Here is a 24,084-nt window from a genome sequence, read left to right as displayed (position 1 = left end):
GCTCGCGAATACGGGTTGTCAGTGGACATATCTGGTCACTGTTAGATCGCATTCGCGAGCAAGCCCGCTCCCACATTTTTGATCCCATTCCAGGGGGATCAGTATTAGACCTGCAAGTAGTCCAGGATGCCCTCGGCGGCGTTGCGGCCTTCGAAGATCGCCGTCACCACCAGGTCAGAGCCGCGCACCATATCGCCACCGGCGAAGATTTTCGGGTTGCTGGTCTGGTGCTTGTACTGGCCTTGTTCCGGGGCCACGACGCGGCCCTGGCTGTCGGTCTGGATCTGGAACTGCTCGAACCACGGCGCCGGGCTTGGGCGGAAGCCGAAAGCGATGACCACGGCGTCAGCCGGGATGATCTCTTCGGAACCCGGGATCGGCTCGGGGCTGCGGCGGCCACGGGCGTCCGGTTCGCCGAGACGGGTCTCGACCACCTTCACGCCTTCGACGCGGTCTTCACCGACAATCGCGATCGGCTGGCGGTTGTAGAGGAATTTCACGCCTTCTTCCTTGGCGTTCTTCACCTCTTTGCGCGAGCCCGGCATGTTGGCCTCGTCACGGCGATAGGCACAGGTCACCGACTTGGCGCCCTGGCGGATCGACGTACGGTTGCAGTCCATCGCGGTGTCACCACCGCCCAGTACCACGACCTTCTTGCCTTTCATGTCGACGAAATCTTCCGGCGACTTTTCAAAGCCCAGGTTGCGGTTGACGTTGGCGATCAGGAAGTCGAGCGCGTCATACACGCCCGGCAGGTCCTCACCGGCAAAGCCGCCCTTCATGTAGGTGTAGGTGCCCATGCCCATGAATACCGCATCGTATTCTTCGAGCAGTTGCTCCATGGTGATGTCTTTGCCGATTTCGGTGTTGAGACGGAACTCGATACCCATGCCGGTGAAGACTTCGCGGCGATTGCTCAGCACGGTCTTTTCCAGCTTGAACTCGGGGATGCCGAAGGTCAGCAGGCCACCGATTTCCGGGTTCTTGTCGAACACCACCGGGGTCACACCGCCACGCACCAGCACGTCAGCACAACCCAGGCCCGCCGGGCCCGCGCCGATAATCGCCACGCGCTTGCCGGTCGGCTTGACCTTGGACATGTCCGGGCGCCAGCCCATGGCGAACGCGGTGTCGGTGATGTACTTCTCCACCGAGCCGATGGTCACCGCACCAAAGCCGTCGTTGAGGGTGCAGGCACCCTCGCACAGACGATCCTGGGGACAAACCCGGCCGCAGACTTCCGGCAGGGTGTTGGTCTGGTGCGACAGCTCGGCGGCGGCGAGGATATTGCCCTCGGCCACCAGCTTGAGCCAGTTGGGAATGAAGTTGTGCACCGGGCACTTCCATTCGCAATACGGGTTACCGCACCCCAGGCAGCGGTGGGCCTGATCGGCCGAGTGCTGGGGTTTGAAGGGTTCGTAGATCTCCACGAACTCTTTCTTGCGTTGACGCAACAGTTTCTTCTTCGGATCTTTGCGCCCGACATCGATGAACTGGAAGTCGTTATTCAGACGTTCAGCCATGTTAAAACCTCATCAAACTCTTCAGGCGCATATCACTGCGGGTTGGCACGGATGCTGGAAAGCAACGATTTCAGGTTGGCAGCCTTGGGCTTGACCAGCCAGAAACGACGCAGGTAATCATCGAGGTTCTCGGCGAGGTTACGACCCCATTCGCTGCCGGTTTCCTCGACGTACTCGTCCAGCACGTGCTGCAAGTGGTTCCGGTAGGACTCCATGGCCTCGCCGCTGATCCGCTGGATCTCGACCAACTCGTGGTTGACCTTGTCGACGAAGGTGTTGTCCTGGTCCAGCACGTAGGCGAAACCGCCAGTCATGCCCGAACCGAAGTTGTAACCGGTCTTGCCCAAGACGCAGACGAAACCACCGGTCATGTACTCGCAGCAGTGATCGCCAGTGCCTTCGACCACGGTGTGGGCACCGGAGTTACGCACGGCGAAACGCTCGCCGGCCGTACCGGCAGCGAACAGCTTGCCACCTGTAGCGCCGTACAAGCAGGTGTTGCCGATGATGGCACTGTCCTGGGTCTTGTAGATGCTACCCGCTGGCGGAACGATCACCAGCTTGCCGCCGGTCATGCCCTTGCCCACGTAGTCGTTGGCGTCGCCTTCGAGGTACATGTGCAGGCCGCCGGCGTTCCACACGCCAAAGCTCTGGCCCGCAGTACCCTTGAAGCGGAAGGTGATCGGCGCCTTGGCCATGCCCTGGTTGCCGTGTTTGCGGGCGATTTCGCCGGAGATCCGCGCGCCGATGGAACGGTCGCAGTTGCAGATATCCAGGGCGAACTCGCCACCGCTGGCGTCATTGATCGAGGAGCCGGCCATGTCGACCATTTTCTCGGCCAACAGGCCTTTGTCGAACGGCGGGTTGCGATCCACCTGGCAGAATTGTGGCTTGTCTGCCGGGATGTGATCGCTGCCCAACAGCGGCGTCAGGTCCAGGTGCTGTTGCTTGGCGGTCTGGCCTTCGAGGATGTCCAGCAGATCGGTACGCCCGATCAGCTCTTCCAGGGAGCGCACGCCGAGCTTGGCCAGCCATTCACGGGTTTCTTCGGCGACGTAGGTGAAGAAGTTCACCACCATGTCGACGGTGCCGATGTAGTGATCCTTGCGCAGCTTCTCGTTCTGCGTGGCCACGCCGGTCGCGCAGTTGTTCAGGTGGCAGATGCGCAAGTATTTGCAGCCCAGGGCGATCATCGGTGCGGTACCGAAGCCAAAGCTTTCGGCGCCGAGGATCGCGGCCTTGATCACGTCGAGGCCGGTTTTCAGGCCGCCGTCGGTCTGCACCCGGACCTTGCCGCGCAGGTCGTTGCCGCGCAGGGTCTGGTGAGTCTCGGCCAGGCCCAGCTCCCACGGTGCGCCGGCGTACTTGATCGAGGTCAGCGGCGAAGCGCCGGTGCCGCCGTCGTAGCCGGAGATGGTGATCAGGTCAGCATAGGCCTTGGCCACGCCAGCGGCGATGGTGCCGACGCCGGCTTCCGCGACCAGCTTCACCGAGACCAGGGCCTGCGGGTTGACTTGCTTGAGGTCGAAAATCAGCTGCGACAAGTCTTCAATCGAGTAGATGTCGTGGTGCGGCGGCGGCGAAATCAGGGTCACGCCCGGCACTGCATAACGCAGCTTGGCGATCAGACCGTTGACCTTGCCACCTGGCAGCTGGCCGCCCTCACCGGGCTTGGCGCCCTGGGCGACTTTGATCTGCAGCACTTCGGCGTTGACCAGGTATTCCGGGGTTACGCCGAAACGGCCAGTGGCGACCTGCTTGATTTTCGAACTCTTGATGGTGCCGTAGCGCGCCGGGTCTTCGCCACCTTCGCCGGAGTTTGAACGCGCACCCAGGCGGTTCATGGCTTCGGCCAGGGCTTCGTGGGCTTCGGGGGACAAGGCGCCCAGGGAGATACCGGCAGAGTCGAAACGCTTGAGGATCGACTCCAGTGGTTCGATCTCGCTGATAGCCAACGGCGTGTCCAGGGTTTTCACCTGGAACAGGTCGCGGATCATCGACACCGGGCGGTTATCCACCAGCGCGGTGTATTCCTTGAACTTGGCGTAGTCGCCCTGCTGCACAGCGGCTTGCAGGGTGCTGACCACGTCCGGGTTGTAGGCGTGGTATTCGCCACCGTGCACGAACTTGAGCAGGCCACCTTGCTGGATCGGCTTGCGCGCGCTCCAGGCCTCCAAGGCCAGGGCTTTCTGTTCGGCTTCGATGTCGACGAAACGCGCGCCCTTGATGCGGCTTGGCACGCCACGGAAACTCAGTTCACAGACCTCTTCCGACAGGCCGATGGCCTCGAACAACTGCGCGCCACGGTAAGAGGTGACGGTGGAGATGCCCATCTTCGACAGGATCTTCAGCAAGCCCTTGGTGATGCCTTTACGGTAGTTCTTGAATACCTCGTAGAGGTCACCCAACACTTCACCGGTACGGATCAGGTCGCCCAGCACTTCGTACGCGAGGAACGGGTACACTGCCGAGGCGCCAAAGCCGATCAGCACCGCAAAGTGGTGCGGGTCGCGGGCGGTGGCGGTTTCGACGAGGATGTTGGAGTCGCAGCGCAGGCCTTTTTCGGTCAGGCGATGGTGCACCGCGCCGGTAGCCAGGGACGCGTGGATCGGCAGCTTGCCCGGGGCGATATGGCGGTCGGTCAGCACGATCTGGGTACGACCGGCGCGCACGGCTTCTTCAGCCTGATCGGCGACGTTGCGCACAGCGGCTTCCAGGCCGAGGCTCTCGTCGTAGTTCAGGTCGATGATCTGCCGGTCGAAGCCTGGACGCTCCAGGGTCATCAGCGAACGCCACTTGGCCGGGGAAATCACCGGCGAACTGAGGATCACGCGCGAAGCGTGCTCTGGCGATTCCTGGAAGATATTGCGCTCGGCACCGAGGCACACTTCCAGGGACATGACGATGGCTTCACGCAGCGGGTCGATCGGCGGGTTGGTGACCTGGGCGAACTGCTGGCGGAAATAGTCGTACGGCGTGCGCACGCGCTGGGACAGCACGGCCATCGGCGTATCGTCGCCCATGGAGCCGACCGCCTCGTAGCCTTGCTCGCCGAGTGGGCGCAGCACCTGGTCGCGCTCCTCGAACGTGACCTGGTACATCTTCATGTACTGCTTGAGCTGGTCGACGTCATAGAACGCCGAACCGTGGTCGTTGTCTTCCATGGTCGCCTGGATACGCAGGGCGTTCTTGCGCAGCCATTGCTTGTACGGGTGACGCGACTTCAAGCGGTTGTCGATGGCATCGGTGTCGAGAATCTGCCCGGTTTCGGTGTCCACGGCGAGGATCTGGCCAGGGCCGACGCGGCCTTTGGCAATCACGTCTTCAGGCTGGTAGTTCCACACGCCAACTTCCGAAGCCAAGGTGATGAAGCCGTTGGTGGTGGTCACCCAACGCGCCGGGCGCAGGCCGTTACGGTCGAGCAGGCACACCGCGTAGCGACCATCGGTCATGACCACGCCGGCCGGGCCGTCCCACGGTTCCATGTGCATCGAGTTGTACTCATAGAACGCCCGCAGATCGGGGTCCATGGTCTCGACGTTCTGCCACGCAGGCGGAATGATCATGCGCACGCCACGGAACAAGTCGATGCCGCCGGTGACCATCAGTTCGAGCATGTTGTCCATGCTCGAGGAGTCGGAACCCACACGGTTGACCAGTGGGCCGAGCTCTTCGAGGTCCATCAGGTCGTTGGCGAACTTGGTGCGACGGGCCACGGCCCAGTTGCGGTTGCCGGTGATCGTGTTGATCTCGCCGTTGTGGGCGAGGAAGCGGAATGGCTGGGCCAGCGGCCATTTCGGCAGGGTATTGGTGGAGAAGCGCTGGTGGAACACGCAGATCGCGGTTTGCAGGCGCTCATCACTCAGGTCCGGATAGAAGGCGGTCAAGTCCGCCGGCATCATCAGGCCTTTATAAATGATGGTCTTGTGGGAAAAGCTGCAGATGTAGTGATCGGTGTCCAGGGCGTTGGCCACGGACGAACGGCGACGCGAGGTGAACAGCTTGATCGCCATGTCCTGGTCGCTCAGGCCGTCGCCTGCGATAAACACTTGTTCGATCTGCGGCAGGCGCTCATGGGCCAGGCGGCCGAGCACGCTGGTGTCGATCGGCACTTTGCGCCAGCCAACGAGTTGCAGGCCGGCGGCGAGGATCTCGCGGTTCATGTTCTCGCGAGCGGCCTCGGCTTTGACCGGGTCCTGGTTGAAGAACACCATGCCCACCGCGTATTGCTTGGGCAAATCGGCGCCGAAGGTTTCCTTGGCGACAGCGCGCAGGAACAGGTCGGGCTTTTGAATCAGCAAGCCACAACCGTCACCGGTTTTGCCGTCGGCGTTGATCCCACCGCGGTGGGTCATGCAGGTCAGGGCCTCGATGGCCGTTTGCAGAAGGGTATGACTGGGTTCGCCCTGCATATGGGCTATCAGGCCGAAACCACAGTTATCCTTGAATTCGTCGGGTTGGTACAGACCTGCTTTCATAGACACTTTCTCACCAGGCTGCCTCTTATTTCGAGGCAAATTTCTTTTCAATTCAACCGGTTACCTTCCACGCCGAACGTACGCCGGCTTAGCGGGGGCAAAAGGGAGGTCATTGTACACACCGACACAGACGCCCACAAATTTGGCGACGAACTGTCGCAAATCTATGTCGCATTTATGAAAGGTTTAAAGCGATATGCTGTGCTAGTCAAAACTTTTTTAATTCTGACTGCTACTACTCAAAAGCCACTGTGGCGCAGACACCACAAAGCGCGCGGCCTTCAGGGCTGCACGCTGTTGTAGTTTTTTTGAGGTGCTGGGAGGGCGACCTGGGTAAGGTCGCCGGTTCTTCAGCGAGTTGTTGCGAGTTCTTGTTGAACGCTGGCAACAGTGCGAGGCCAAGGTTTACCAGCCTGGACCTTCGCTGGCAAGGCTTTGATAGCGGAATCGGCAGCCGCACGGCTCGGGAAACTGCCGTAGGTGATCACGTAGAGAGGCTTGCCGTTGAGCACTTTCTTGAAGTAACGGTACTCGCCGCCGTGCTCTTTGACGAACGCCTGGGCGTTGCCTTCGGAGCTGGTGCCGAGGATCTGCACCACATAGTTCTTGGCCGGTTGGCTGCCGTACCAGCCGCTGCCGGCAGCAGCCTTGGCCACGGTCACCGGTTTTTCAGCAGGCTTGGCGGCTGGCGCGGGCTTGGCCACCGGGGCTGGCGTCGGCTTGACCACTGGCGCCGGGGCTGGCTTGGCGGTGGCAACCTGGGTCGGCGCAGGCGTTGGCTTGGCCGCCGGCACAGGTGCCGGGCTGGCTGTTTCACCAGGTGGCGGAGCTACGGTGGTAACGGTCGGCGGCGTGGCGCTGGAGCCTTCTACCGGCACACCGTCGTCGCCTTCGGAGATGGCGCCGGCTTCTTCTGCCAACGGGCCACGCATGACCGGCTGGCCAACCATCGGCAGGTTGGTAGGCTGGCCGGAACCGGCAAACTCAACGGCAGGTGCGCCATTGGTGGTGGGCTTGCCCAGTGGCAGTTGTGCCTGCTCGGTAGGCGCGCCTGGTGCGGTCGGTGCCTTGCTGCGGCCAGGAATCAACCAGGCGGCGGCTACGGCAACCACGACAACGGCAGAAATCGCCAGTACGTGTTTCTTCGGCATGGTGAACCCCATCTTTGGACGCTTAACCGCAGAGCGGCTGGCAATCATGGCTTCGATCATTGCATCGCGGGCAACCTGGTTGATGGTGCCAGGCCAGCCGTCGGAGCTTTCGTGAATATCAGAGATCTGCTGGGCAGAGAAAAGTTCGATGCCCTGGCCGGCACCTTCAAGGCGCTGGGCCAGGTACTCGCGGGTTTCTTCTTCTTCGTAGGGCTGCAATTCGATGACGTGAAACAGCTCTTGCTCGCCACTGAGCTGCTCCAGATCGGCAATCAGCGACGCCTCACCGAACAGGAAGACATGGGGACGACCTTCCGGCGTACCCGCCGCCAGGGCCAGCAACGCTTCCAGAGCGGACTCGTCGAGCTGCTCGGCATCGTCCACCAGCAGGTAGACTTCCTGGCCGGTCAGGCCCAACTGCACCACTTGCTTGAGAATGGCGGTGGGCTCGGCATTCGCCACGTCCAGCGCCTGGGCAACCTGGCGCAGCACGCCTGCCGCATCGCCGGCACCACGGGCGGAAACCACCACGCTCTGCACCGATTGCTTGTTGGTGCTGGCCACCAGGGCCTGGCGCAGCAAAGTCTTGCCGCTGCCCAGGGGGCCAGTGACCACCAGCAGCAACTGGCTATAGCGCGCCAGGTGATGCAACTGCCCGAGCACCGGCTTGCGCTGCGCAGGGAAAAACTTGAAACCGGGAACCCGTGGCGCAAAAGGGTCGTGGCTCAACTGGTAATGGCCGAGGAAAGCCTCGTCGGCATGCAAACTAGTCATCGGGATCTGGTTAACCTTTCAGCTGGGCCAGGGCGCGGTAATCCGCTCCCAGCGTGGCCTGTAGAATCTCTTTCGGATAATCGTCGGTCACTACCGCTTCGCCCATTCGGCGCAACAGCACCAGACGCAAACGACCATCGATCACTTTTTTGTCTATCGCCATATGTTCAAGGAAATCAGCCTCGGTCATCTCCTCAGGGGGGATGACCGGCAACCCGGCGCGCTGGAACAGGCGGATACCGCGATCACGCTCTTGGACACTGATCCAGCCCAGGCGTTGCGACATCTCCAACGCTATCACTGTGCCAGCCGCTACGGCCTCTCCATGCAACCAGACACCATAGCCCATGTGAGTTTCAATCGCATGGCCGAAGGTGTGGCCCAGGTTCAAGGTGGCACGCACACCAGACTCACGTTCGTCGGCATTGACCACCAGCGCCTTGGCCGCGCAGGAGCGGGAGATGGCTTCGGTCAGCGCCACCTGATCCAGGTTGCGCAAGGCATCGACGTGCTCTTCAAGCCAGGTCAGGAACGGCTCGTCGCAGATCAACCCGTACTTGATGACTTCCGCCAGGCCCGCCGACAGCTCGCGGGGCGGCAAGGTGTTGAGGGTAGCGGTGTCGATCAACACAGCATTGGGCTGGTAGAACGCGCCAACCATGTTTTTGCCCAGGGGATGGTTGATCCCGGTCTTGCCGCCCACCGACGAATCGACCTGGGACAGCAGGGTGGTCGGCACCTGGATAAAGTCCACACCACGCTGGTAACAGGCCGCCGCAAAACCGGCCATGTCGCCGATCACGCCGCCACCAAGGGCCACTACCGTGGTCCGCCGGTCGTGGCGCGCGGTGAGCAGGCCGTCAAAAATCAGCTGCAGGGTTTCCCAGTTCTTGAAGGCTTCGCCGTCGGGAAGAATCACCGAGATCACCGAATACGCCGCAAGGCTGCGACTCAGGCGCTCAAGGTAGAGCGGCGCCACGGTCTCGTTGGAGATGATCGCCACTTGTCGCCCGGCAATGTGCGGCGCGAGCAACTCGGGCTGGTCCAACAAACCCTCGCCAATATGGATCGGGTAGCTACGCTCGCCAAGATCGACCTTAAGTGTCTGCATGTGTCCCCGCGCTGAAGATGGAAGCAGGCGTCCTGCCTTGTATTAACGTTGTCGGCACCGTCGAGATCGGACGCTGCCTGATGGCTCTACGCCACACCTCGGACGGCTGTAACGCGCTGCCGAGGATAGCGCATTTCGGCCCTGGCTTTAACGGGGCGGCAGTTGCTGCAGGCGCTCGAGAATGTCGATTACGACCATGCGCGGTGGCCGTTCATCGGTTTCCACCACCAGATCGGCGATTTCCCGATAAAGCGGATCGCGCAGCGCCAGCAAGTCACGCAGGGTTTTCTCGGGGTTGGCGGTGCGCAGTAATGGCCGGTTGCGGTCACGTGCGGTGCGCCCGACCTGCTGCTCGACCGACGCATGCAAATAGATCACCCGACCGCCAGCATGCAGCGCCCGCCGATTTTCCTCGCGCATCACGGCGCCGCCGCCGGTGGCCAATACCACGCCATCGCAGCCGCACAGCTCGGCAATCATTGCCTGCTCGCGATCACGAAAGCCCAGCTCGCCTTCCTTATCGAAGATCCACGGGATATTGGCGCCCGTGCGCAATTCAATTTCCTTATCGGAGTCTTTGAATGGCAGGCGCAGCTCTTTGGCCAGCAAACGGCCGATGGTGCTTTTTCCAGCCCCCATCGGCCCTACAAGAATCAAATTTCGCACAGAATCAACGACTCACAGCAATCGCCTGGTTATTCATAATACGCGGAGTCAGGAATACCAGCAGCTCGGATTTTCTTTGGGCAACCACATCACGCCGGAAAAGGCGGCCAAGATACGGCACATCGCCCAAAAATGGCACTTTATCTACCACCTTGCTTTGGTTTTTGGAGAAAACCCCACCGAGGACGATGGTCTCGCCGTCCCTGACCAGGACCTTGGCGTTGACCTCGTTCTTCTTGATCGGCGGCACATCGTTGAGTTTGTTCAGGTAGTCGGGCTCATCCTTGGTCACCCGAACCTCCATGATCACCTGGTCATCGGGGGTGATTTGCGGCGTCACTTCCAGGGACAGCGAGGCTTCCTTGAACGAGACCGAGGTCGCCCCCTCGGACGTGGCTTCCTGGTAAGGAATCTCGGTGCCCTTGAGAATCCGCGCGGTTTCCTTGTTGGAGGTGACCACCTTGGGCTGGGAGATCACTTCGCCATTGCCGCCTTTTTCCATGGCCGTGAGTTCCAGGTCCAGCAGCACGTTATCGGTGATAAAGGCGATGCCCAGGCCGGAGCTCGGGCTTACCACGCCCAGGTCAACGAACGGTGAGCTATCGGGCGACTCGCCCTCACCGGACGGTTTTTTATCGACCCCGCCCCCACTCCAATTACCTTTACTGCGCAGCAACCCGCCCCAGCGCACCCCCACGCTTTTGTCATAGTCGACATTGGCCTCGACTATCCGCGCCTCGATCATCACCTGGCGTACCGGCACATCCAACTGACTGACGATGCGCCGCAGCTCCTCCAGGCGCTCGCCCGTCTGGTAGGCGATGATGTTGTTGGTGCGGTCATCCACCGTCACCGAACCGCGCTCATCGGTCGCCCCCTCCAGCCCGGTCACCGACTGGAACAGCTTGGCCAGCTCAGACGCCTTGGCGTAATTGACTTGCAGCAGCTCCCGACGCAGTGGCGTCAGCTCGGTCATCAACTTGCGCGACTCCAGGGCCAGCAACTCCCGTGCGGCCAGTTCCTCGGCCGGGGCCACCAGCAGCACGTTGGCGGTCACCCGCCGGTCCAGGCCCTTGGCCTGCAACACCAGGTCCAGGGCCTGGTCCCACGGCACATCCTTGAGGCGCAGGGTTATCGAGCCTTGCACATCATCACCGGCCACCAGGTTGAGCCCGGCCACATCGGCAATCTGCTGCAAGACAGCGCGCACCTCAATGTCCTGAAAGTTGAGGGACAGCCTGTTGCCGGTAAATGGGCCACGCGCTGTGTTCAAGGGCGAACTACCGGGAGGAGGCAATTGAATCAGGTCGATTCGCTTGGGCACAGCCTCAGTCATCGGTGCTGTGAACGCTATCCATAGCGCCACACCGAAGGACGAAATAATCCTTTTCATTTTTTGCTTCCGTTATGAGTTCACGTTCAATACCAAAGTGCGCGGACGCTCAAGCCAGGCGCCCTCACCGTCGGGGAAAAGCTCGACCAGCTCCAACTGCCCCTCATGGATCGCCACGACGCGCCCATGATCAGTCCCCAGGTAATCCCCCACCGCCAGGCGATGAACACCCGCCGCGCCGCGTAGCAGGGCAAACGTCTGCGCGCCCAGCGACAGGGTGCCGACCATCTGGAACTGATCCACGGCAAACCCTTCGAGAAACTGCCGGGGGCGGTCGAGGTCCGGCGCAGCTCCAGGCTTGCCGGTAGGACGACTGGCGGGCTGGTCCGGCGGCTGGAAGGGGTCACGCAGGGGTGGCGAACTGGAGACAAACCGTGGCCCCGGTCTCGCCACGGGTACCTCATCCGCCATAGGCAGCGCTTGCTGGCGAATCGTTTGCAACTCGTCATTCAGTGCCTGCAACTGCGGGTCACTGTCGCATCCAGCAAGCAATACCAGGCCCAGGCCCACAACCTTGAGACGGCTCATGGCAATGGTCCCTGGTCGCTGTACCTGTAGGTTTTGGCGAGCATCGTCAGGCTCAGCAATGCGCCGCCCTGGGGATCCGCAGGACGAATGACAAAGTCATGCAGGGTAACGATCTGCGGCAACCCGGCCACGCCACTGACGAAGGCCAGGAGGTCGTGATAGGTGCCTAGCAGCTTGAGCTGCATCGGCCGCTCGACGAACACCGGCTGCACGTGTTCATCCAGCACACTGAGCTGCTCCACCAGTACCCCGCTGAGCTGCCCCAGCCGAGTGAAGTCGTCCAGCAGACCGGGCATTTGCCTCAGCGTCGGCATTTGGCGCAACTGTTCAGTGAAGGCGGTGCGCAGGGTTTCAAGCTCGCGCACCACGCTGTCATGCTGCGCGGCTTGCCGGGCTTTGGCCGCAAACTGCTGGCGCAGGCTTATCTCTCCCACCTCGTGACGCTGCAAGACCTCGCGCGCGCTGCTCAGGTAGACAGCATTCCCGACCATCAGCACCAGCAAGGCAAGCACCGCGCCCACCACAATCCGGCCAGCCAAAGGCCAGTGGGCGGTGTTGCGGTACAGCGTGGAGAGTTGCGGGAGTGCCAGCCCTGACAGGCTGGACCCAAGGCTCACCGCAGCGTCTCCTGATGCTCCCCATGGTCCACCATCAACTGGAAGGCGCTACCCGCACCGCCCTCCTCGGCCCGTACATGGCGCAGATTAGGCGCACGCAGGGTATTGGAGGCTTCCAGGCTCCGCATCAGCCGGGCGACATCATCGCTGGACACCGCCGTACCAGTGACCTCCACCGATGCGCCACTGACGCTGACCTCGCTCAGTTGAACCCCATCTGGCATGGCGCGGGCCAACTGGTCGAGAAACTCCTGGCCCGATGTGCGATGGCCCTGGAGGTCTTCGACCACCTTCATCCGCTCCATCAACTGCTGACGCTGCTCACGCAACTCGTCGATGGTCTTGATACGCGAATCCAATACCGTGACTTGCTTGCTCAAGTGGTTGTTACGAGCCACCTGCCGATCAATCGCGCGGTCGATGACCCGGTCGGCCAGCCAGACGGCGACCAAGGCAATAGTGGTAATCACCAACAGGAAAATCAGAAAAAATTTGCGACGGCGCTCAGCGCGTTCTTCACGCCAGGGTAAAAGGTTGATTCTTGTCATCAATCGAAACTCCTGAGGGCCAAACCGCAGGCGACCCGCAATCCCTGGGCATCGGCAGCCCATTGTGCACTATTGATCCCACTCCCCGGCACTATCCGGGCGACCACCTGATCGGTCATCCGCGCCAGGGCAAACGCCTCTACATCCACCACTCGAGCAACCAGGCCGGCCATGGCCAGCACCGCTTCGCGCGCTTCTACCTGCTCCTTGAGGCATGCCACAAGCAGCACATCAACATAACCGGGTTCACGACTCGATGGGCCCTGGACCTGAAAATCAATTGCAACCTCATCCAACGGATAAGGAATGTACTGGTCAGCTTCGCAGCGCAGGCGCTGCTCCATCTCGCCTGCTTCAAGCCCCGCCTCCAGCGCAACCACCCGGCTGATCACCGAAGGGCCCGCCACGGCAACCGCCGCATGGGCGACCTGGGTCCGCGCCCGGAACAATGCCTTGGAAAGGGTCTGCGCGACAACCTCCAGATCAACGATATTACTGTCGACCACCGCATGCCCCGGTAAAGGCTGGCTCGCATACGCGTGCACTGCATAGCCATCGCCGGCGCGGGCCAGCTCCAGAACCTTCACGCCGCTGTCCTGGATGTCCACACCCAGCACGGTATCGGCTTTTTGCCTGAAAAATCCCTTTCTCATAAAACTCCCTAAAGCTTTGCCTGTCTCAGGGCTGGTCAGTTCCGGGCTTGATGCATTCGGTCGGCTCGGTTGAGCGGCGCCCATGACGCCCCGAGGCGAAAAATGCTTTAATGCCCAGCGTTTTTTCCCGCTTTTTATCTGCAGGTCGGGTCGATACATCCTTAGTCATGCCTATCCCGACACCTAACCCATTCTTTTCTCTGGAAATCCAAAAGCCTTGATTCGTCTGCTGAAGTTTTTCGGGTACTCCTTCGTCGCTATCGTTTGCGGGCTGCTGCTCGTGTTCAGCGGCGCCTATCTCTACCTTAGTCCGGGATTGCCCTCGGTAGAGGCCCTGAGAAGTATCCAGTTGCAGATTCCTTTGCGGGTCTACAGCAGCGATGAAAAACTGATCGCGGAGTTCGGCGAAATGCGCCGCACCCCGATCCGTTTCGCCGACATTCCACCCAATTTCATCAATGCCCTGTTATCGGCCGAAGACGATAATTTTGCCAACCACTATGGCGTGGACCCCAGCAGCCTGGTGCGTGCAGCCACGCAGCTGGTAAAAAGCGGACACATTCAATCGGGCGGCAGCACCATCACCATGCAGGTGGCGAAGAACTTCTTCCTCACCAGCGAGCGCAGCTTCTCGCGCAAAGCCACGGAAATCCTCCTGGCGCTGCAGATCGAACGCCAACTGACCAAGGACGAAATCCTTGAGCTGTACGTCAACAAGATCTACCTGGGCAATCGGGCCTATGGGATCGAGGCAGCGTCCCAGGTGTACTACGGCAAGTCGATTCGTGATGCCAGCCTGGCACAAATGGCAATGATTGCCGGCCTGCCCAAGGCCCCGTCACGCTTTAACCCGCTGGCCAACCCGGCCCGCAGCAAGGAGCGTCGCGACTGGATCCTGGGGCGCATGTACAAGCTGGGCAAGATCGACCAGAGCGCCTATGAAAGCGCAGTGGCCGAGCCGTTGAATGCCAGCTACCACGTGCCGACGCCCGAGGTCAGCGCGCCGTATATCGCCGAAATGGCCCGCGCCGAAATGGTCGGCCGCTATGGCAGCGATGCCTACACCGAAGGTTTCCGTGTCACCACGACCATTCCGAGCAACTTGCAGGAAATCGCCAACCACGCGGTGCATGAGGGCCTGATCGCCTATGACCAGCGCCACGGCTACCGTGGGCCGGAATCGCGCCTGCCAGGCAAGACCCTGAGCGCCTGGACGGTTGAACTGGGCAAGCAGCGCTCCATCAGCGGCCTGGATCCGGCCATCGTCACCCAGGTTAAAAAAGATGGCGTGCAGGTCCTGACCCGCAGCGGCGAAGAACATGTGGCGTGGGACAGCATGAAGTGGGCCCGCCCTTTCCTGAACACCAACAGCATGGGGCCGATGCCCAAGCAGCCATCTGATGTGGCCCAGGTCGGCGACCTGATCCGCGTGCAGCGCCAGAAGGACGACAGCCTGAAATTCAGCCAGGTCCCGGTCGCCCAGGGCGCCCTGGTCTCCCTGGACCCGCAGAACGGTGCGATCCGCGCCCTGGTCGGTGGCTTCGCCTTCGAGCAGAGCAACTACAACCGCGCCACCCAGGCCAAGCGCCAGCCGGGCTCCAGCTTCAAACCGTTTGTCTACAGTGCCGCACTGGATAACGGCTATACCGCCGCCAGCCTGGTCAACGACGCGCCTATCGTGTTTGTCGACGAGTACCTGGACAAGGTCTGGCGTCCGAAGAACGATACCAATACCTTCCTCGGTCCGATCCGCGTGCGCGAGGCGCTGTACAAGTCGCGCAACCTGGTGTCGATCCGCTTGCTGCAGGCGATGGGCGTGGGCAAGACCATCGACTACATGACCCGCTTCGGCTTCAACAAGCAGGACCTGCCGCCAAACCTGTCCCTGGCCCTGGGCACCGCGACCCTCACGCCAATGGAGATCGCCACCGGCTGGAGTGTGTTTGCCAACGGCGGCTACAAAGTCACGCCGTACCTGATCGACAAGATCGAAAGCCGCAACGGCGACACACTGTTTGTCGCCAACCCACCGAGCGTGCCCAACGGCGTCGCCGCCAGCGATGGCCTGGCTGCACCGGCCAACAGCGGTATCACCATCGAACCGACACCCGGTGCTGCACCCACTGATGCCACGCCGGCTCCAGCCGCACCAGCGGTGGCGGAGCGGATTGTCGATGGCCGCACCACCTATATTCTCACCAGCATGTTGCAGGACGTGATCAAGCGCGGCACCGGCCGCCGCGCCCTGGCCCTGGGCCGTACGGACCTGGCGGGCAAGACCGGCACCACCAACGAATCCAAGGACGCCTGGTTCTCCGGTTATAACGCCGACTACATCACCACCGTCTGGACCGGCTACGACCAGCCAGAAAGCCTCGGTCGCCGCGAATACGGCGGCACCGTCGCCCTGCCGATCTGGATGAGCTACATGGGCGGCGCCCTCAAGGACAAGCCGGCCCACACCCAGGCCGAGCCGGAAGGCATCCTCAGCCTGCGCATCGACCCGATCAGCGGCCGCGCCGCCGCACCGGGCACGCCAAATGCGTACTTTGAACTATTCAAGAGCGAAGACACGCCGCCGTCGATGAATGAACTGGGCAATGGCGTGGCACCGGGCAGCCCGTTGCCGGCGGATGAATCTGCGCCGATCGACTTGTTCTGATAAACACAGATCCAACTGTGGGAGCGGGTTTGTGTGGGAGCGGGCTTGCCCGCGAAGACGTCGGCCCAGCAAACATTGATGTTGACTGAGCCACTGCTTTCGCGGGCAAGCCCGCTCCCACATTGGACGGTGCACACTCCCCCGTTTTGCAGCCACAAAAAAAGCCCCGACTCGCAAGAGCCGGGGCTTTTTGTTGGTGCGCTACAACGGTTTAGCCGTTGAACACATCATCCACGCTTTGCAGCGGGTAGTTCTTCGGATACGGCAGGGTTGCCACACCTGTCTCGATGGCGGCCTTGGCCACGGCATCGGAGATCACGGTGATCAGGCGCTTATCCATTGGTTTTGGAATGATGTACTCACGGCCGAATTCCAGCTTGGCGCCACCGTAGGCGTCGCATACGTCCTGAGGCACTGGCAGCTTGGCCAGTTCACGCAGGGCGTTGGCGGCAGCCACCTTCATCTCTTCGTTGATGCGCTTGGCGCGAACGTCCAGGGCGCCACGGAAGATGAATGGGAAGCCCAGTACGTTGTTGACCTGGTTCGGGTAGTCCGAACGGCCAGTGGCCATGATCACGTCGTTACGGGTGGCGTGTGCCAGTTCCGGGGCGATTTCCGGATCAGGGTTCGAGCAGGCGAACACGATCGGGTTGGCCGCCATGGACTTCAGGCCTTCAGCGCTCAGCAGGTTCGGGCCGGACAGGCCAACGAACACGTCAGCACCATCCAGTGCGTCAGCCAGGGTGCGCTTGGAGGACGGGTGGGCAAACATCGCCTTGTACTGGTTCAGGTCGGTACGCTCGGACTGGATCACGCCCTTGCTGTCGACCATGTAGATGTTTTCAAGGCGCGCGCCCATGCTCACGATCAGCTTCATGCAGGAGATAGCCGCTGCACCAGCGCCCAGGCAGACGATTTTCGCGTCGGACAGGGTTTTGCCAGCGATTTCCAGGGCGTTGATCATGCCGGCCGCAGTAACGATCGCGGTGCCGTGCTGGTCATCGTGGAATACCGGGATGTCGCACTGTTCGATCAGGGCCTTTTCGATCTCGAAGCACTCAGGTGCCTTGATGTCTTCCAGGTTGATACCACCAAAGGTGATGGAGATGCGCTTGACGGTGTCGATGAAGGCTTGCGGGCTTTCGGAGTCGACTTCGATGTCGAATACGTCGATGCCGGCAAAGCGCTTGAACAGTACGCCCTTGCCTTCCATCACTGGCTTGGAAGCCAATGGGCCGAGGTTACCCAGGCCGAGAATCGCGGTGCCATCAGAAATCACTGCAACCAGATTGCCCTTGCCGGTGTATTTGTAGGCCAGTTCAGGATCGCGGGCGATTTCACGCACGGGCTCGGCTACACCGGGGCTGTACGCCAGCGACAGGTCGCGTGCGGTAGCAGTGGCTTTGGTGAGCTCGACACTCAGCTTTCCTGGACGAGGATGGGCATGATATTCGAGAGCGGCAGTTTTCAAATCAGACATATCGGCATTCCGCTTTTTACTGTTGGACGACGGACCGCCGAGGATACTCGCCTCGCAAAGTCCCTACAAGACTGGGTAGTCACCGGTGTCAAGGGCCCTACCCTACGACTTTCGGCCAAGAGCCACGGGATACAAGGCCTACAACTGTTCACAATCGACAGAAAAAATGTCTACAATTTTTCTTATTGTGCCAATTGCAGCATGCCGGGATCGGTCAAGGGGAGCAGCCAGCGCGCCTGGCCACTTTTCAGGCCGCCACGCCGGGAGCGATCCAACACCCAGCCACGGGCCTCGATATCCTGGCCTTGCAGGCGCTTGAGCAGGGCATTGTCGAATTGCCCGACCAGATTGGGTGCAACCCGTAATACCAAGGAGTCCTGCAGTTCGATCCAGATCCCGCCGCGATTGCGTTCGACCTTGCTCACGCGACCGCTGACGACGGCGAAGCCCGACTGCTGGATTTGCCCGGCTTTTTGCACAGGCGACTGACGCCACAGGCCCAACCTGGCTGCGCGCGCACTGCGCTCGGCAGCTTGCTGGCAGGCGACCAGGTCAACATTGGGGGCCACCGCCACCAGGAACCCGAGCCCCTCGGCGAGCAGTTGGGCCTCCAGATTCGCGCCGTTGGCCCCATACAGATGGGCCAGGGTTCGCCCATAACGGTCCTTGCCCTCGCGACCCGGCACGACCCCGACCCGACCGTCGCTGGCATCCACCAAGCCTTGCAGGCGCTGGCGCGCAGCCACGGCGAACGGCTCGTCCGGGCGGCCTTTCTTGCCGGTCTCAGGCGCGTTGACGCCGATCATGCGCACACTGCGCCCGTCCTTGAGACGGACGGTGTCGCCATCCACCACGCGCTGTACCTCGAAGGTGCTGACCGCCGCAGGCGCAGGGCAAAACACCTCGGCTTGAGCGGCCGACAGCCAGATCGCAGGCACAAAAAAGGCGCCCGCAAGGGACGCCTTCTTCATAAGCAGGTAAAAGCCCATCAGGCTTTCGAACCTTACTCTGCAGCAGCTGGAGCTTTCTTGCCGAAAGCACCGAAACGGTCGGCGAAGCGCTGTACACGGCCGCCAGTATCCAGAGTCTTCTGCTTACCGGTGTAGAACGGGTGGCACTCGTTGCATACGTCAGTGCCCAGTGGCTTGCACAGGTTCGAACGGGTTTCGAACTTGTTGCCGCAGCTGCAAGTAACTTGGATGGTTTCGTACGCTGGATGGATATCGGCTTTCATGGTGTCTTCCTCAGGCTAGCGTGCCGCCACTCGACACTATTGTCGAATACCGCACGTAATTAGGCCGCGGATTCTACCAGAGCTTTTTAAACGCGCAAGCGCCGCCATGCCCCCTTTCATCAGAAACTGTGGCAGGACACTCCCCTGCGGGTCTGCTAGGCTCGCGCCCTTCTCCACCGCCTGCCATATGAGAACCTCCCGCGTGCCCGACGCCATTTTGCGCCTCGCCCTGCCCTCGCCCCTGCGCCGTCTGTTCGATTATCGGGCGCCTGCGGGTGTCGTGCGGTCGCAGTTGCAGCCGGGGATGCGCGTGCGCGTGCCGTTTGGCCGAAGGGAGATGATCGGGATTCTGATCGAGGTCGCGGACCACAGCGAAGTGCCGGCAGAAAAGCTCAAGCCGGCCCTGGCCATCCTCGATGCCACGCCACCGCTGCCGGCGTCGCTGTTCAAGCTGTGCCTGTGGACCTCCCAGTATTACCAGCACAGCCTGGGCGATACCTTGAGCTGGGCCTTGCCGGTGCTGTTGCGCCAGGGCGAGTTGGCCGAGGCCCGCCAGGAGCGTTTCTGGTCGATGGCCCCCGGCGCGCGCCTGGACGACCCACGCATCGCCCGCGCCCCGCGCCAGCGTGAGGCCCTGGCCACCCTGGCGCAGCATCCCCATGGCGTTGCTCACCAGTTGCTGAGCAAGCTGATGTTGAGCAAGGACAGCCTCGACCTGCTGCTGGCCAAGGAGCTGGTGCAAGTGGAAATCCGCCGCCACGCCCCCGGCGAACGCCATGAACACTGGCTGGCCCAACCGGAATTGCCGCTGAACCCGGAACAACGTGCGGCCTTTGAGGCCATCAGCGCCGGTGCCGACAGCTTTCACGCGTTCCTGCTGGCCGGTGTCACCGGCAGCGGCAAGACCGAAGTCTATTTGCAACTGATCCGCGAAACCCTGGAAGCCGGCAAGCAGGCACTGGTGCTGATCCCCGAGATCAACCTCGGCCCACAGACCCTGGCGCGCTTCGAGCAACGGTTCAATGCACGGATTGCCCTGGTGCACTCGGCCGTCAACGACCGCGAACGCCTGGAATCCTGGCTCGCCGCCCGGGACGGCGAAGCCGACATTATTATCGGCACCCGCTCGGCGCTGTTCACGCCGATGAAAAACCCCGGCCTGATCATCATCGACGAAGAACACGACGGCTCTTATAAGCAGCAGGAAGGCCTGCGCTACCATGCCCGCGACCTGGCCCTGGTGCGTGCGCGCCAGGAAAACATCCCGATTGTGCTGGGCTCGGCCACCCCCTCCCTGGAAAGCCTGCACAACGCCTACACCGGGCGCTACGGCCTGCTGCGCCTCAACGAGCGCGCGGGCGGCGCCAAACAACCGCGCTTCCTGCGCCTGGATGTGAAAAGCCGGCCACTGGACAGCGGTATTTCCGGGCCGATGCAACAAGCCATCGGCCAGACCCTGGCGGCCGGCCAGCAAGTGCTGGTGTTCCTCAACCGCCGGGGCTTTGCGCCGACCCTGCTGTGCCATGACTGCGGCTGGATGTCCGAGTGCAACCGCTGCGATGCGCGCATGACGGTGCACCAGCGCTCAGGCGAGTTGCGCTGCCACCATTGCGGCCATGTGGAGCGAGTGCCACGCCACTGCCCGCAATGCGGCAAAGTCGACCTGCGGCCGGTAGGCGCCGGCACCGAGCGCGCCGAGGAGCGCCTGGGGATTCTGTTCCCGGACTTCCCGGTACTGCGGGTGGACCGCGACAGTACGTCGCGCAAGGATGCGATGAACCAGCTGTTCGCCACGATCCAGAAAGGCCAGCCGTGCATCCTGGTGGGTACGCAGATGCTTGCTAAAGGTCATCACTTCCCCCGCGTGACCCTGGTCTCGATCCTGGATGCCGATGGCGGCCTGTTCTCCGGGGACTTTCGCGCCAGCGAACGCATGGCGCAGCTGATCGTGCAGGTCGCAGGCCGCGCCGGGCGTGCCGAAGAGCCTGGCAAGGTGATCATCCAGACCCACCTGGCCGACCACCCATTGCTGATTCAACTGACAGAACAAGGCTACTTCGCCTTCGCCGAGCAGGCCTTGAGCGAGCGCCGCTCCGCCGGTTTGCCCCCCTTTGCGCACCTCGCGCTGTTGCGCGCCGAGGCCCATAAACCGGGGCAGGCCGAAGGTTTCCTGGATGAAGCGTGCAGCGCGGCTGAACGTTTGCTCGGCGAGCTGGGTCTGAGCGGCATCGAGTTGCTGGGCCCTGTGCCTGCACCGATGGAGCGCCGCGCCGGGCGTTATCGCGCACAGCTCCTGTTGCAAGCCACCGCCCGCGCGCCGCTGCATCGGCTATTAAGTAGCTGGTTGCTTGCTCTGGAGCAAATGCCCAGCGGGCGACAGGTGCGATGGTCACTGGATGTCGATCCGGTGGATTTGTACTGATAGGTAAATCGCTATCGCCGGCAAGCCAGCCTACATTTTGAACGGTGGGCTTGCCCGCGATGAGGCCCGCAGGTCCAGTAACCGACCTTGATGGTTGGCAAGCCCGCCCTCGCACCGGATAATGTCCAGTTTTTCCACCTGCGCATCGCGCGCCGCCGCATGCGGTCGAAAGAGAACACCATGAAAGACACAATTCGCCAGTTGATCCAACAAGCCCTCACCCAACTCGTCAACGAAGGTGTGTTGCCTGAAGGCCTGACGCCGGCGATCCAGGTGGAAAACTCTCGAGACAAGACCCACGGCGACTTCGCCAGCAACATCGCGATGATGCTGGCCAAGCCCGCGGGCATGAAACCGCGCGACCTCGCGGAAAAAATCATTGCCGCACTGCCATCTGATCCACAGGTCAGCAAGGCCGAAATCGCCGGCCCCGGTTTTATCAATATTTTCCAGAATACCCAGGCCCTGGCTTCGCGCCTGGACGCAGCCCTGGCCGACGCCAAGATCGGCGTGCGCAAGGCCGGCCCGCTGCAGCGTGTGGCCATCGACCTGTCGGCCCCCAACCTGGCCAAAGAGATGCACGTCGGCCACCTGCGCTCGACCATCATTGGCGACGGCGTGGCGCGGGTCCTGGAGTTTCTCGGCGACACCGTGATCCGCCAGAACCACGTAGGCGACTGGGGTACCCAGTTCGGCATGCTGATGGCGTACCTGCAAGAAAACCCCATCACCAGCAACGAGCTGTCGGACCTGGAAAACTTCTACCGCGCCGCCAAAAAGCGCTTTGACGAATCCGAAGAGTTCGCCAACCGCGCCCGTGGCCTGGTGGTCAAGCTGCAGGCCGGCGACCCGGAGTGCCTGGAGCTGTGGGCACGTTTCCGCGATATTTCCCTGTCCCACTGCCAGAAAATCTACGAGCTGCTGAACGTCAAACTGACCATGGCCGACGTGATGGGCGAAAGTGCCTACAACGACGACCTGATCAACGTGGTCAACGACCTCAAGGCCAAGGGCCTGCTGGTTGAGAGCAACGGCGCCCAGTGCGTGTTCCTCGAAGAATTCAAGACCGCCGACGGCGAGCCGCTGCCGGTGATCATCGTCAAGGCCGACGGCGGCTATCTGTACGCCACCACCGACCTGGCGGCCGTGCGCTACCGCAGCGGCGTGCTGAAAGCCGATCGCGCGCTGTACTTCGTCGACCAGCGCCAGTCCCTGCACTTCCAGCAAGTGTTCGAAGTGGCGCGCCGCGCCGGTTTCGTCACCCACCCGATGCACATGGAGCACATGGGCTTCGGCACCATGAACGGCGCCGACGGCCGCCCGTTCAAGACCCGCGACGGCGGCACCGTGAAGCTGATCGACCTGCTGAACGAAGCCCAGGAGCGTGCCTACAACCTGGTGAAAGAAAAGAACCCGGAACTGGCCGAAGCCGACCTGCGCAATATCGCCAAGGTAGTGGGTATTGGCGCGGTGAAATACGCCGACCTGTCCAAGCACCGCACCAGCGACTACAGCTTCAACTTCGAGCTGATGCTCAACTTTGAAGGCAACACCGCGCCGTACCTGCTGTATGCCTACACCCGTGTGGCGGGCGTGTTCCGCAAGCTGGGCAAGGATTTCAGCGAAGTCGAAGGGCAGATCGTGCTGGACGCGCCCCACGAGCAGGAACTGGCGGCCAAGCTGGCGCAGTTCGGCGAAGTGCTCAACAGCGTGGGCGAGAAAGGTACGCCACACATTCTGTGCACCTACCTGTATGAAGTCGCCGGGTTGTTCTCCAGCTTCTACGAAAACTGTCCGATCCTGAGCGCCGACGACGAAACGCAAAAGCAAAGCCGCCTGCGCCTCGCCGCACTGGCTGGACGGACCCTCAAGCAAGGCCTGGAACTGTTGGGCCTGGAAACTCTGGAGCGTATGTAAGTTGGCAGCCAAGAAAAAACCTGCACCCAAGCGCGGCGCCAGCCGCTACCAGGCACCGGCAAAACAACCGATCCCGGGCTGGATGTGGCTGGCCATCGGCCTGTCGGTCGGTGCGTTTATCGTGTTCCTGATGAAGCTGGAGCCGGGCCAGGGCGAAGACGTGAAGCGGGTCAAGCAGGAGCAGCAGAAGGCCAGCAAGATCGCCGAAGCGAACAAGACACCGCCGAGCCCGACCGCGCCGGTGAAGCCGAAGTACGACTTCTACACGTTGCTGCCGGAATCGGAAGTGATCGTGCCGCAAGACGCCGTGCCAGAGAAAACCCTGCCGACCCCGCAAGTACCGACCACCCCGGTGACCCCGGCAGAAGCGGCGAAGATCGACACCGCACGGGCCCAGGCCGCACTGGCCGGGATTACCCCGCCACCGGCCCCACCGGTCGCCACCACCAAGGCGGCGCCGGTGACCAAGTTCTTCCTGCAAGCGGGCTCGTTCCCCAAGCAGGCGGATGCGGACCGGGTGCGGGCGCAGATTATCCTGCTGGGGCAAGCGGTAACGGTGGAATCCGGGACGGTGAAGGAAGCGACCTGGTATCGCGTGCTGGTGGGGCCGTTCAGCAACCGTGAACAGCTGACCGTGGCGCAGAAACAACTGGCGGGCGCGGGCTTTAGCAACCTGTTGTTACAACAACGCCAGAGCCGCTGAGCCGCAGCCAACACGGATCAACTGTGGGAGCTGGCTTGCCGGCGATGACGGTGCATCAGTCAATATTTTCAGTGACGGGTGCACCGCTATCGCAGGCAAGCCAGCTCCCACATTGGTTTTATAGGGCTCTCGAGCCTGTGCCAGTGCGCTAGACACCACTCGTCCGCGCACCCTTCCTACGGTTGAAATCTCCCCCGCCACCCCCATATGAGTTCCATCAGGGC

Annotated in this window: 17 protein-coding genes; 4 read left to right on the top strand and 13 right to left on the bottom strand. The window is 61.9% G+C overall.

All coding sequences use genetic code 11. The annotated features are described in order from the left end of the window. Window positions 1-104: 104 nt before the first annotated feature. The 10 genes from PSFL_RS17775 to pilM form a co-directional block, all read right to left on the bottom strand. Window positions 105-1,523 carry an FAD-dependent oxidoreductase gene (locus PSFL_RS17775; protein ID WP_034105894.1) on the bottom strand — a complete coding sequence of 473 codons (1,419 nt, stop codon included), beginning with the start codon at window positions 1,521-1,523 and terminating at the stop codon, window positions 105-107. Window positions 1,524-1,555: 32 nt separating this feature from the next. Next, window positions 1,556-6,001 carry a glutamate synthase large subunit gene (gene gltB, locus PSFL_RS17770; protein WP_115127208.1) on the bottom strand — a complete coding sequence of 1,482 codons (4,446 nt, stop codon included), beginning with the start codon at window positions 5,999-6,001 and terminating at the stop codon, window positions 1,556-1,558. Window positions 6,002-6,351: 350 nt separating this feature from the next. Then, window positions 6,352-7,926 (bottom strand): SPOR domain-containing protein, encoded by a 1,575-nt coding sequence (locus PSFL_RS17765; RefSeq protein WP_057958083.1) that lies wholly within the window; start codon window positions 7,924-7,926, stop codon window positions 6,352-6,354. A gap of 10 nt (window positions 7,927-7,936) precedes the next feature. Further along, complete coding sequence (gene aroB / locus PSFL_RS17760) at window positions 7,937-9,037, bottom strand: 3-dehydroquinate synthase (RefSeq protein ID WP_170044448.1); 1,101 nt, start codon at window positions 9,035-9,037, stop codon at window positions 7,937-7,939. A 147-nt stretch (window positions 9,038-9,184) separates the two neighbouring features. Beyond that, window positions 9,185-9,703 carry a shikimate kinase AroK gene (gene aroK / locus PSFL_RS17755; protein WP_057437234.1) on the bottom strand — a complete coding sequence of 173 codons (519 nt, stop codon included), beginning with the start codon at window positions 9,701-9,703 and terminating at the stop codon, window positions 9,185-9,187. A 4-nt stretch (window positions 9,704-9,707) separates the two neighbouring features. Further along, window positions 9,708-11,039: a type IV pilus secretin PilQ gene (locus PSFL_RS17750; RefSeq protein WP_057958081.1), complete on the bottom strand. Its 1,332-nt coding sequence runs from the start codon at window positions 11,037-11,039 to the stop codon at window positions 9,708-9,710. Between the two features lie 69 nt (window positions 11,040-11,108). Next, a complete protein-coding gene (locus PSFL_RS17745; protein ID WP_170044447.1) occupies window positions 11,109-11,624 on the bottom strand; it encodes a pilus assembly protein PilP in 516 nt (171 codons plus the stop codon). Continuing rightward, window positions 11,621-12,241 (bottom strand): type 4a pilus biogenesis protein PilO, encoded by a 621-nt coding sequence (locus PSFL_RS17740; protein WP_170044446.1) that lies wholly within the window; start codon window positions 12,239-12,241, stop codon window positions 11,621-11,623. The genes PSFL_RS17745 and PSFL_RS17740 overlap by 4 nt, the downstream gene beginning before the upstream one ends. Further along, window positions 12,238-12,789, bottom strand: a complete 552-nt coding sequence (locus PSFL_RS17735) for a PilN domain-containing protein (RefSeq protein WP_170044445.1) — start codon at window positions 12,787-12,789, stop codon at window positions 12,238-12,240. Before PSFL_RS17735 ends, PSFL_RS17740 begins: the two co-directional genes overlap by 4 nt. Then, window positions 12,789-13,442 carry a type IV pilus biogenesis protein PilM gene (pilM, locus tag PSFL_RS17730; protein WP_170044444.1) on the bottom strand — a complete coding sequence of 218 codons (654 nt, stop codon included), beginning with the start codon at window positions 13,440-13,442 and terminating at the stop codon, window positions 12,789-12,791. Before pilM ends, PSFL_RS17735 begins: the two co-directional genes overlap by 1 nt. A 220-nt stretch (window positions 13,443-13,662) precedes the next feature. On the opposite strand from pilM, the gene PSFL_RS17725 reads away from it, so the two are divergent. Next, window positions 13,663-16,104, top strand: a complete 2,442-nt coding sequence (locus PSFL_RS17725; protein WP_370694598.1) for a penicillin-binding protein 1A — start codon at window positions 13,663-13,665, stop codon at window positions 16,102-16,104. 211 nt (window positions 16,105-16,315) lie between these two features. Here PSFL_RS17725 and PSFL_RS17720 read toward each other — a convergent pair whose 3' ends face one another. The 3 genes from PSFL_RS17720 to rpmE form a co-directional block, all read right to left on the bottom strand. Continuing rightward, window positions 16,316-17,584, bottom strand: a complete 1,269-nt coding sequence (locus PSFL_RS17720; protein WP_057958076.1) for a malic enzyme-like NAD(P)-binding protein — start codon at window positions 17,582-17,584, stop codon at window positions 16,316-16,318. Between the two features lie 182 nt (window positions 17,585-17,766). Next, a complete protein-coding gene (locus tag PSFL_RS17715) occupies window positions 17,767-18,573 on the bottom strand; it encodes a thermonuclease family protein (protein ID WP_170059436.1) in 807 nt (268 codons plus the stop codon). A 14-nt stretch (window positions 18,574-18,587) separates the two neighbouring features. Beyond that, entirely contained in the window at window positions 18,588-18,818 is a 231-nt protein-coding gene (rpmE, locus tag PSFL_RS17710) for a 50S ribosomal protein L31 (RefSeq protein WP_029296053.1), read from the bottom strand. Between the two features lie 202 nt (window positions 18,819-19,020). Here rpmE and PSFL_RS17705 point away from each other — a divergent pair, with 202 nt between their 5' ends. The 3 genes from PSFL_RS17705 (at window position 19,021) to PSFL_RS17695 (ending at window position 23,860) form a co-directional block, all read left to right on the top strand. After that, the gene (locus PSFL_RS17705; RefSeq protein WP_057437227.1) at window positions 19,021-21,240 is read left to right on the top strand and encodes a primosomal protein N'; all 2,220 of its coding nucleotides are present in this window, start codon (window positions 19,021-19,023) and stop codon (window positions 21,238-21,240) included. 180 nt (window positions 21,241-21,420) lie between these two features. Beyond that, on the top strand, window positions 21,421-23,157 hold the full coding sequence (gene argS / locus PSFL_RS17700; protein ID WP_057958086.1) for an arginine--tRNA ligase: 1,737 nt from the start codon (window positions 21,421-21,423) through the stop codon (window positions 23,155-23,157). 1 nt (window position 23,158) lies between these two features. Continuing rightward, window positions 23,159-23,860 (top strand): SPOR domain-containing protein, encoded by a 702-nt coding sequence (locus PSFL_RS17695; protein WP_115127198.1) that lies wholly within the window; start codon window positions 23,159-23,161, stop codon window positions 23,858-23,860. The last annotated feature ends 224 nt before the right edge of the window (window positions 23,861-24,084 follow it).

This window comes from Pseudomonas sp. DD1 (genome assembly GCF_044510355.1).
GTDB lineage: Bacteria > Pseudomonadota > Gammaproteobacteria > Pseudomonadales > Pseudomonadaceae > Aquipseudomonas > Aquipseudomonas shahriarae.
The sequence above is the reverse complement of the archived record's forward strand: the minus strand, read 5'-3'. Positions and strand labels throughout refer to the sequence as shown.

Bases quoted from the DNA above. Each gene is read 5' to 3' on its own strand.
- PSFL_RS17765 (WP_057958083.1), bottom strand. From the start codon at position 7,926: ATGACTAGTTTGCATGCCGACGAGGCTTTCCTCGGCCATTACCAGTTG.
- PSFL_RS17750 (WP_057958081.1), bottom strand. From the start codon at position 11,039: ATGACTGAGGCTGTGCCCAAGCGAATCGACCTGATTCAATTGCCTCCT.
- PSFL_RS17745 (WP_170044447.1), bottom strand. From the start codon at position 11,624: ATGAGCCGTCTCAAGGTTGTGGGCCTGGGCCTGGTATTGCTTGCTGGA.
- gltB (WP_115127208.1), bottom strand. From the start codon at position 6,001: ATGAAAGCAGGTCTGTACCAACCCGACGAATTCAAGGATAACTGTGGT.
- PSFL_RS17775 (WP_034105894.1), bottom strand. From the start codon at position 1,523: ATGGCTGAACGTCTGAATAACGACTTCCAGTTCATCGATGTCGGGCGC.
- PSFL_RS17715 (WP_170059436.1), bottom strand. From the start codon at position 18,573: ATGGGCTTTTACCTGCTTATGAAGAAGGCGTCCCTTGCGGGCGCCTTT.
- argS (WP_057958086.1), top strand. From the start codon at position 21,421: ATGAAAGACACAATTCGCCAGTTGATCCAACAAGCCCTCACCCAACTC.
- pilM (WP_170044444.1), bottom strand. From the start codon at position 13,442: ATGAGAAAGGGATTTTTCAGGCAAAAAGCCGATACCGTGCTGGGTGTG.
- PSFL_RS17720 (WP_057958076.1), bottom strand. From the start codon at position 17,584: ATGTCTGATTTGAAAACTGCCGCTCTCGAATATCATGCCCATCCTCGT.
- rpmE (WP_029296053.1), bottom strand. From the start codon at position 18,818: ATGAAAGCCGATATCCATCCAGCGTACGAAACCATCCAAGTTACTTGC.
- PSFL_RS17735 (WP_170044445.1), bottom strand. From the start codon at position 12,789: ATGACAAGAATCAACCTTTTACCCTGGCGTGAAGAACGCGCTGAGCGC.
- aroB (WP_170044448.1), bottom strand. From the start codon at position 9,037: ATGCAGACACTTAAGGTCGATCTTGGCGAGCGTAGCTACCCGATCCAT.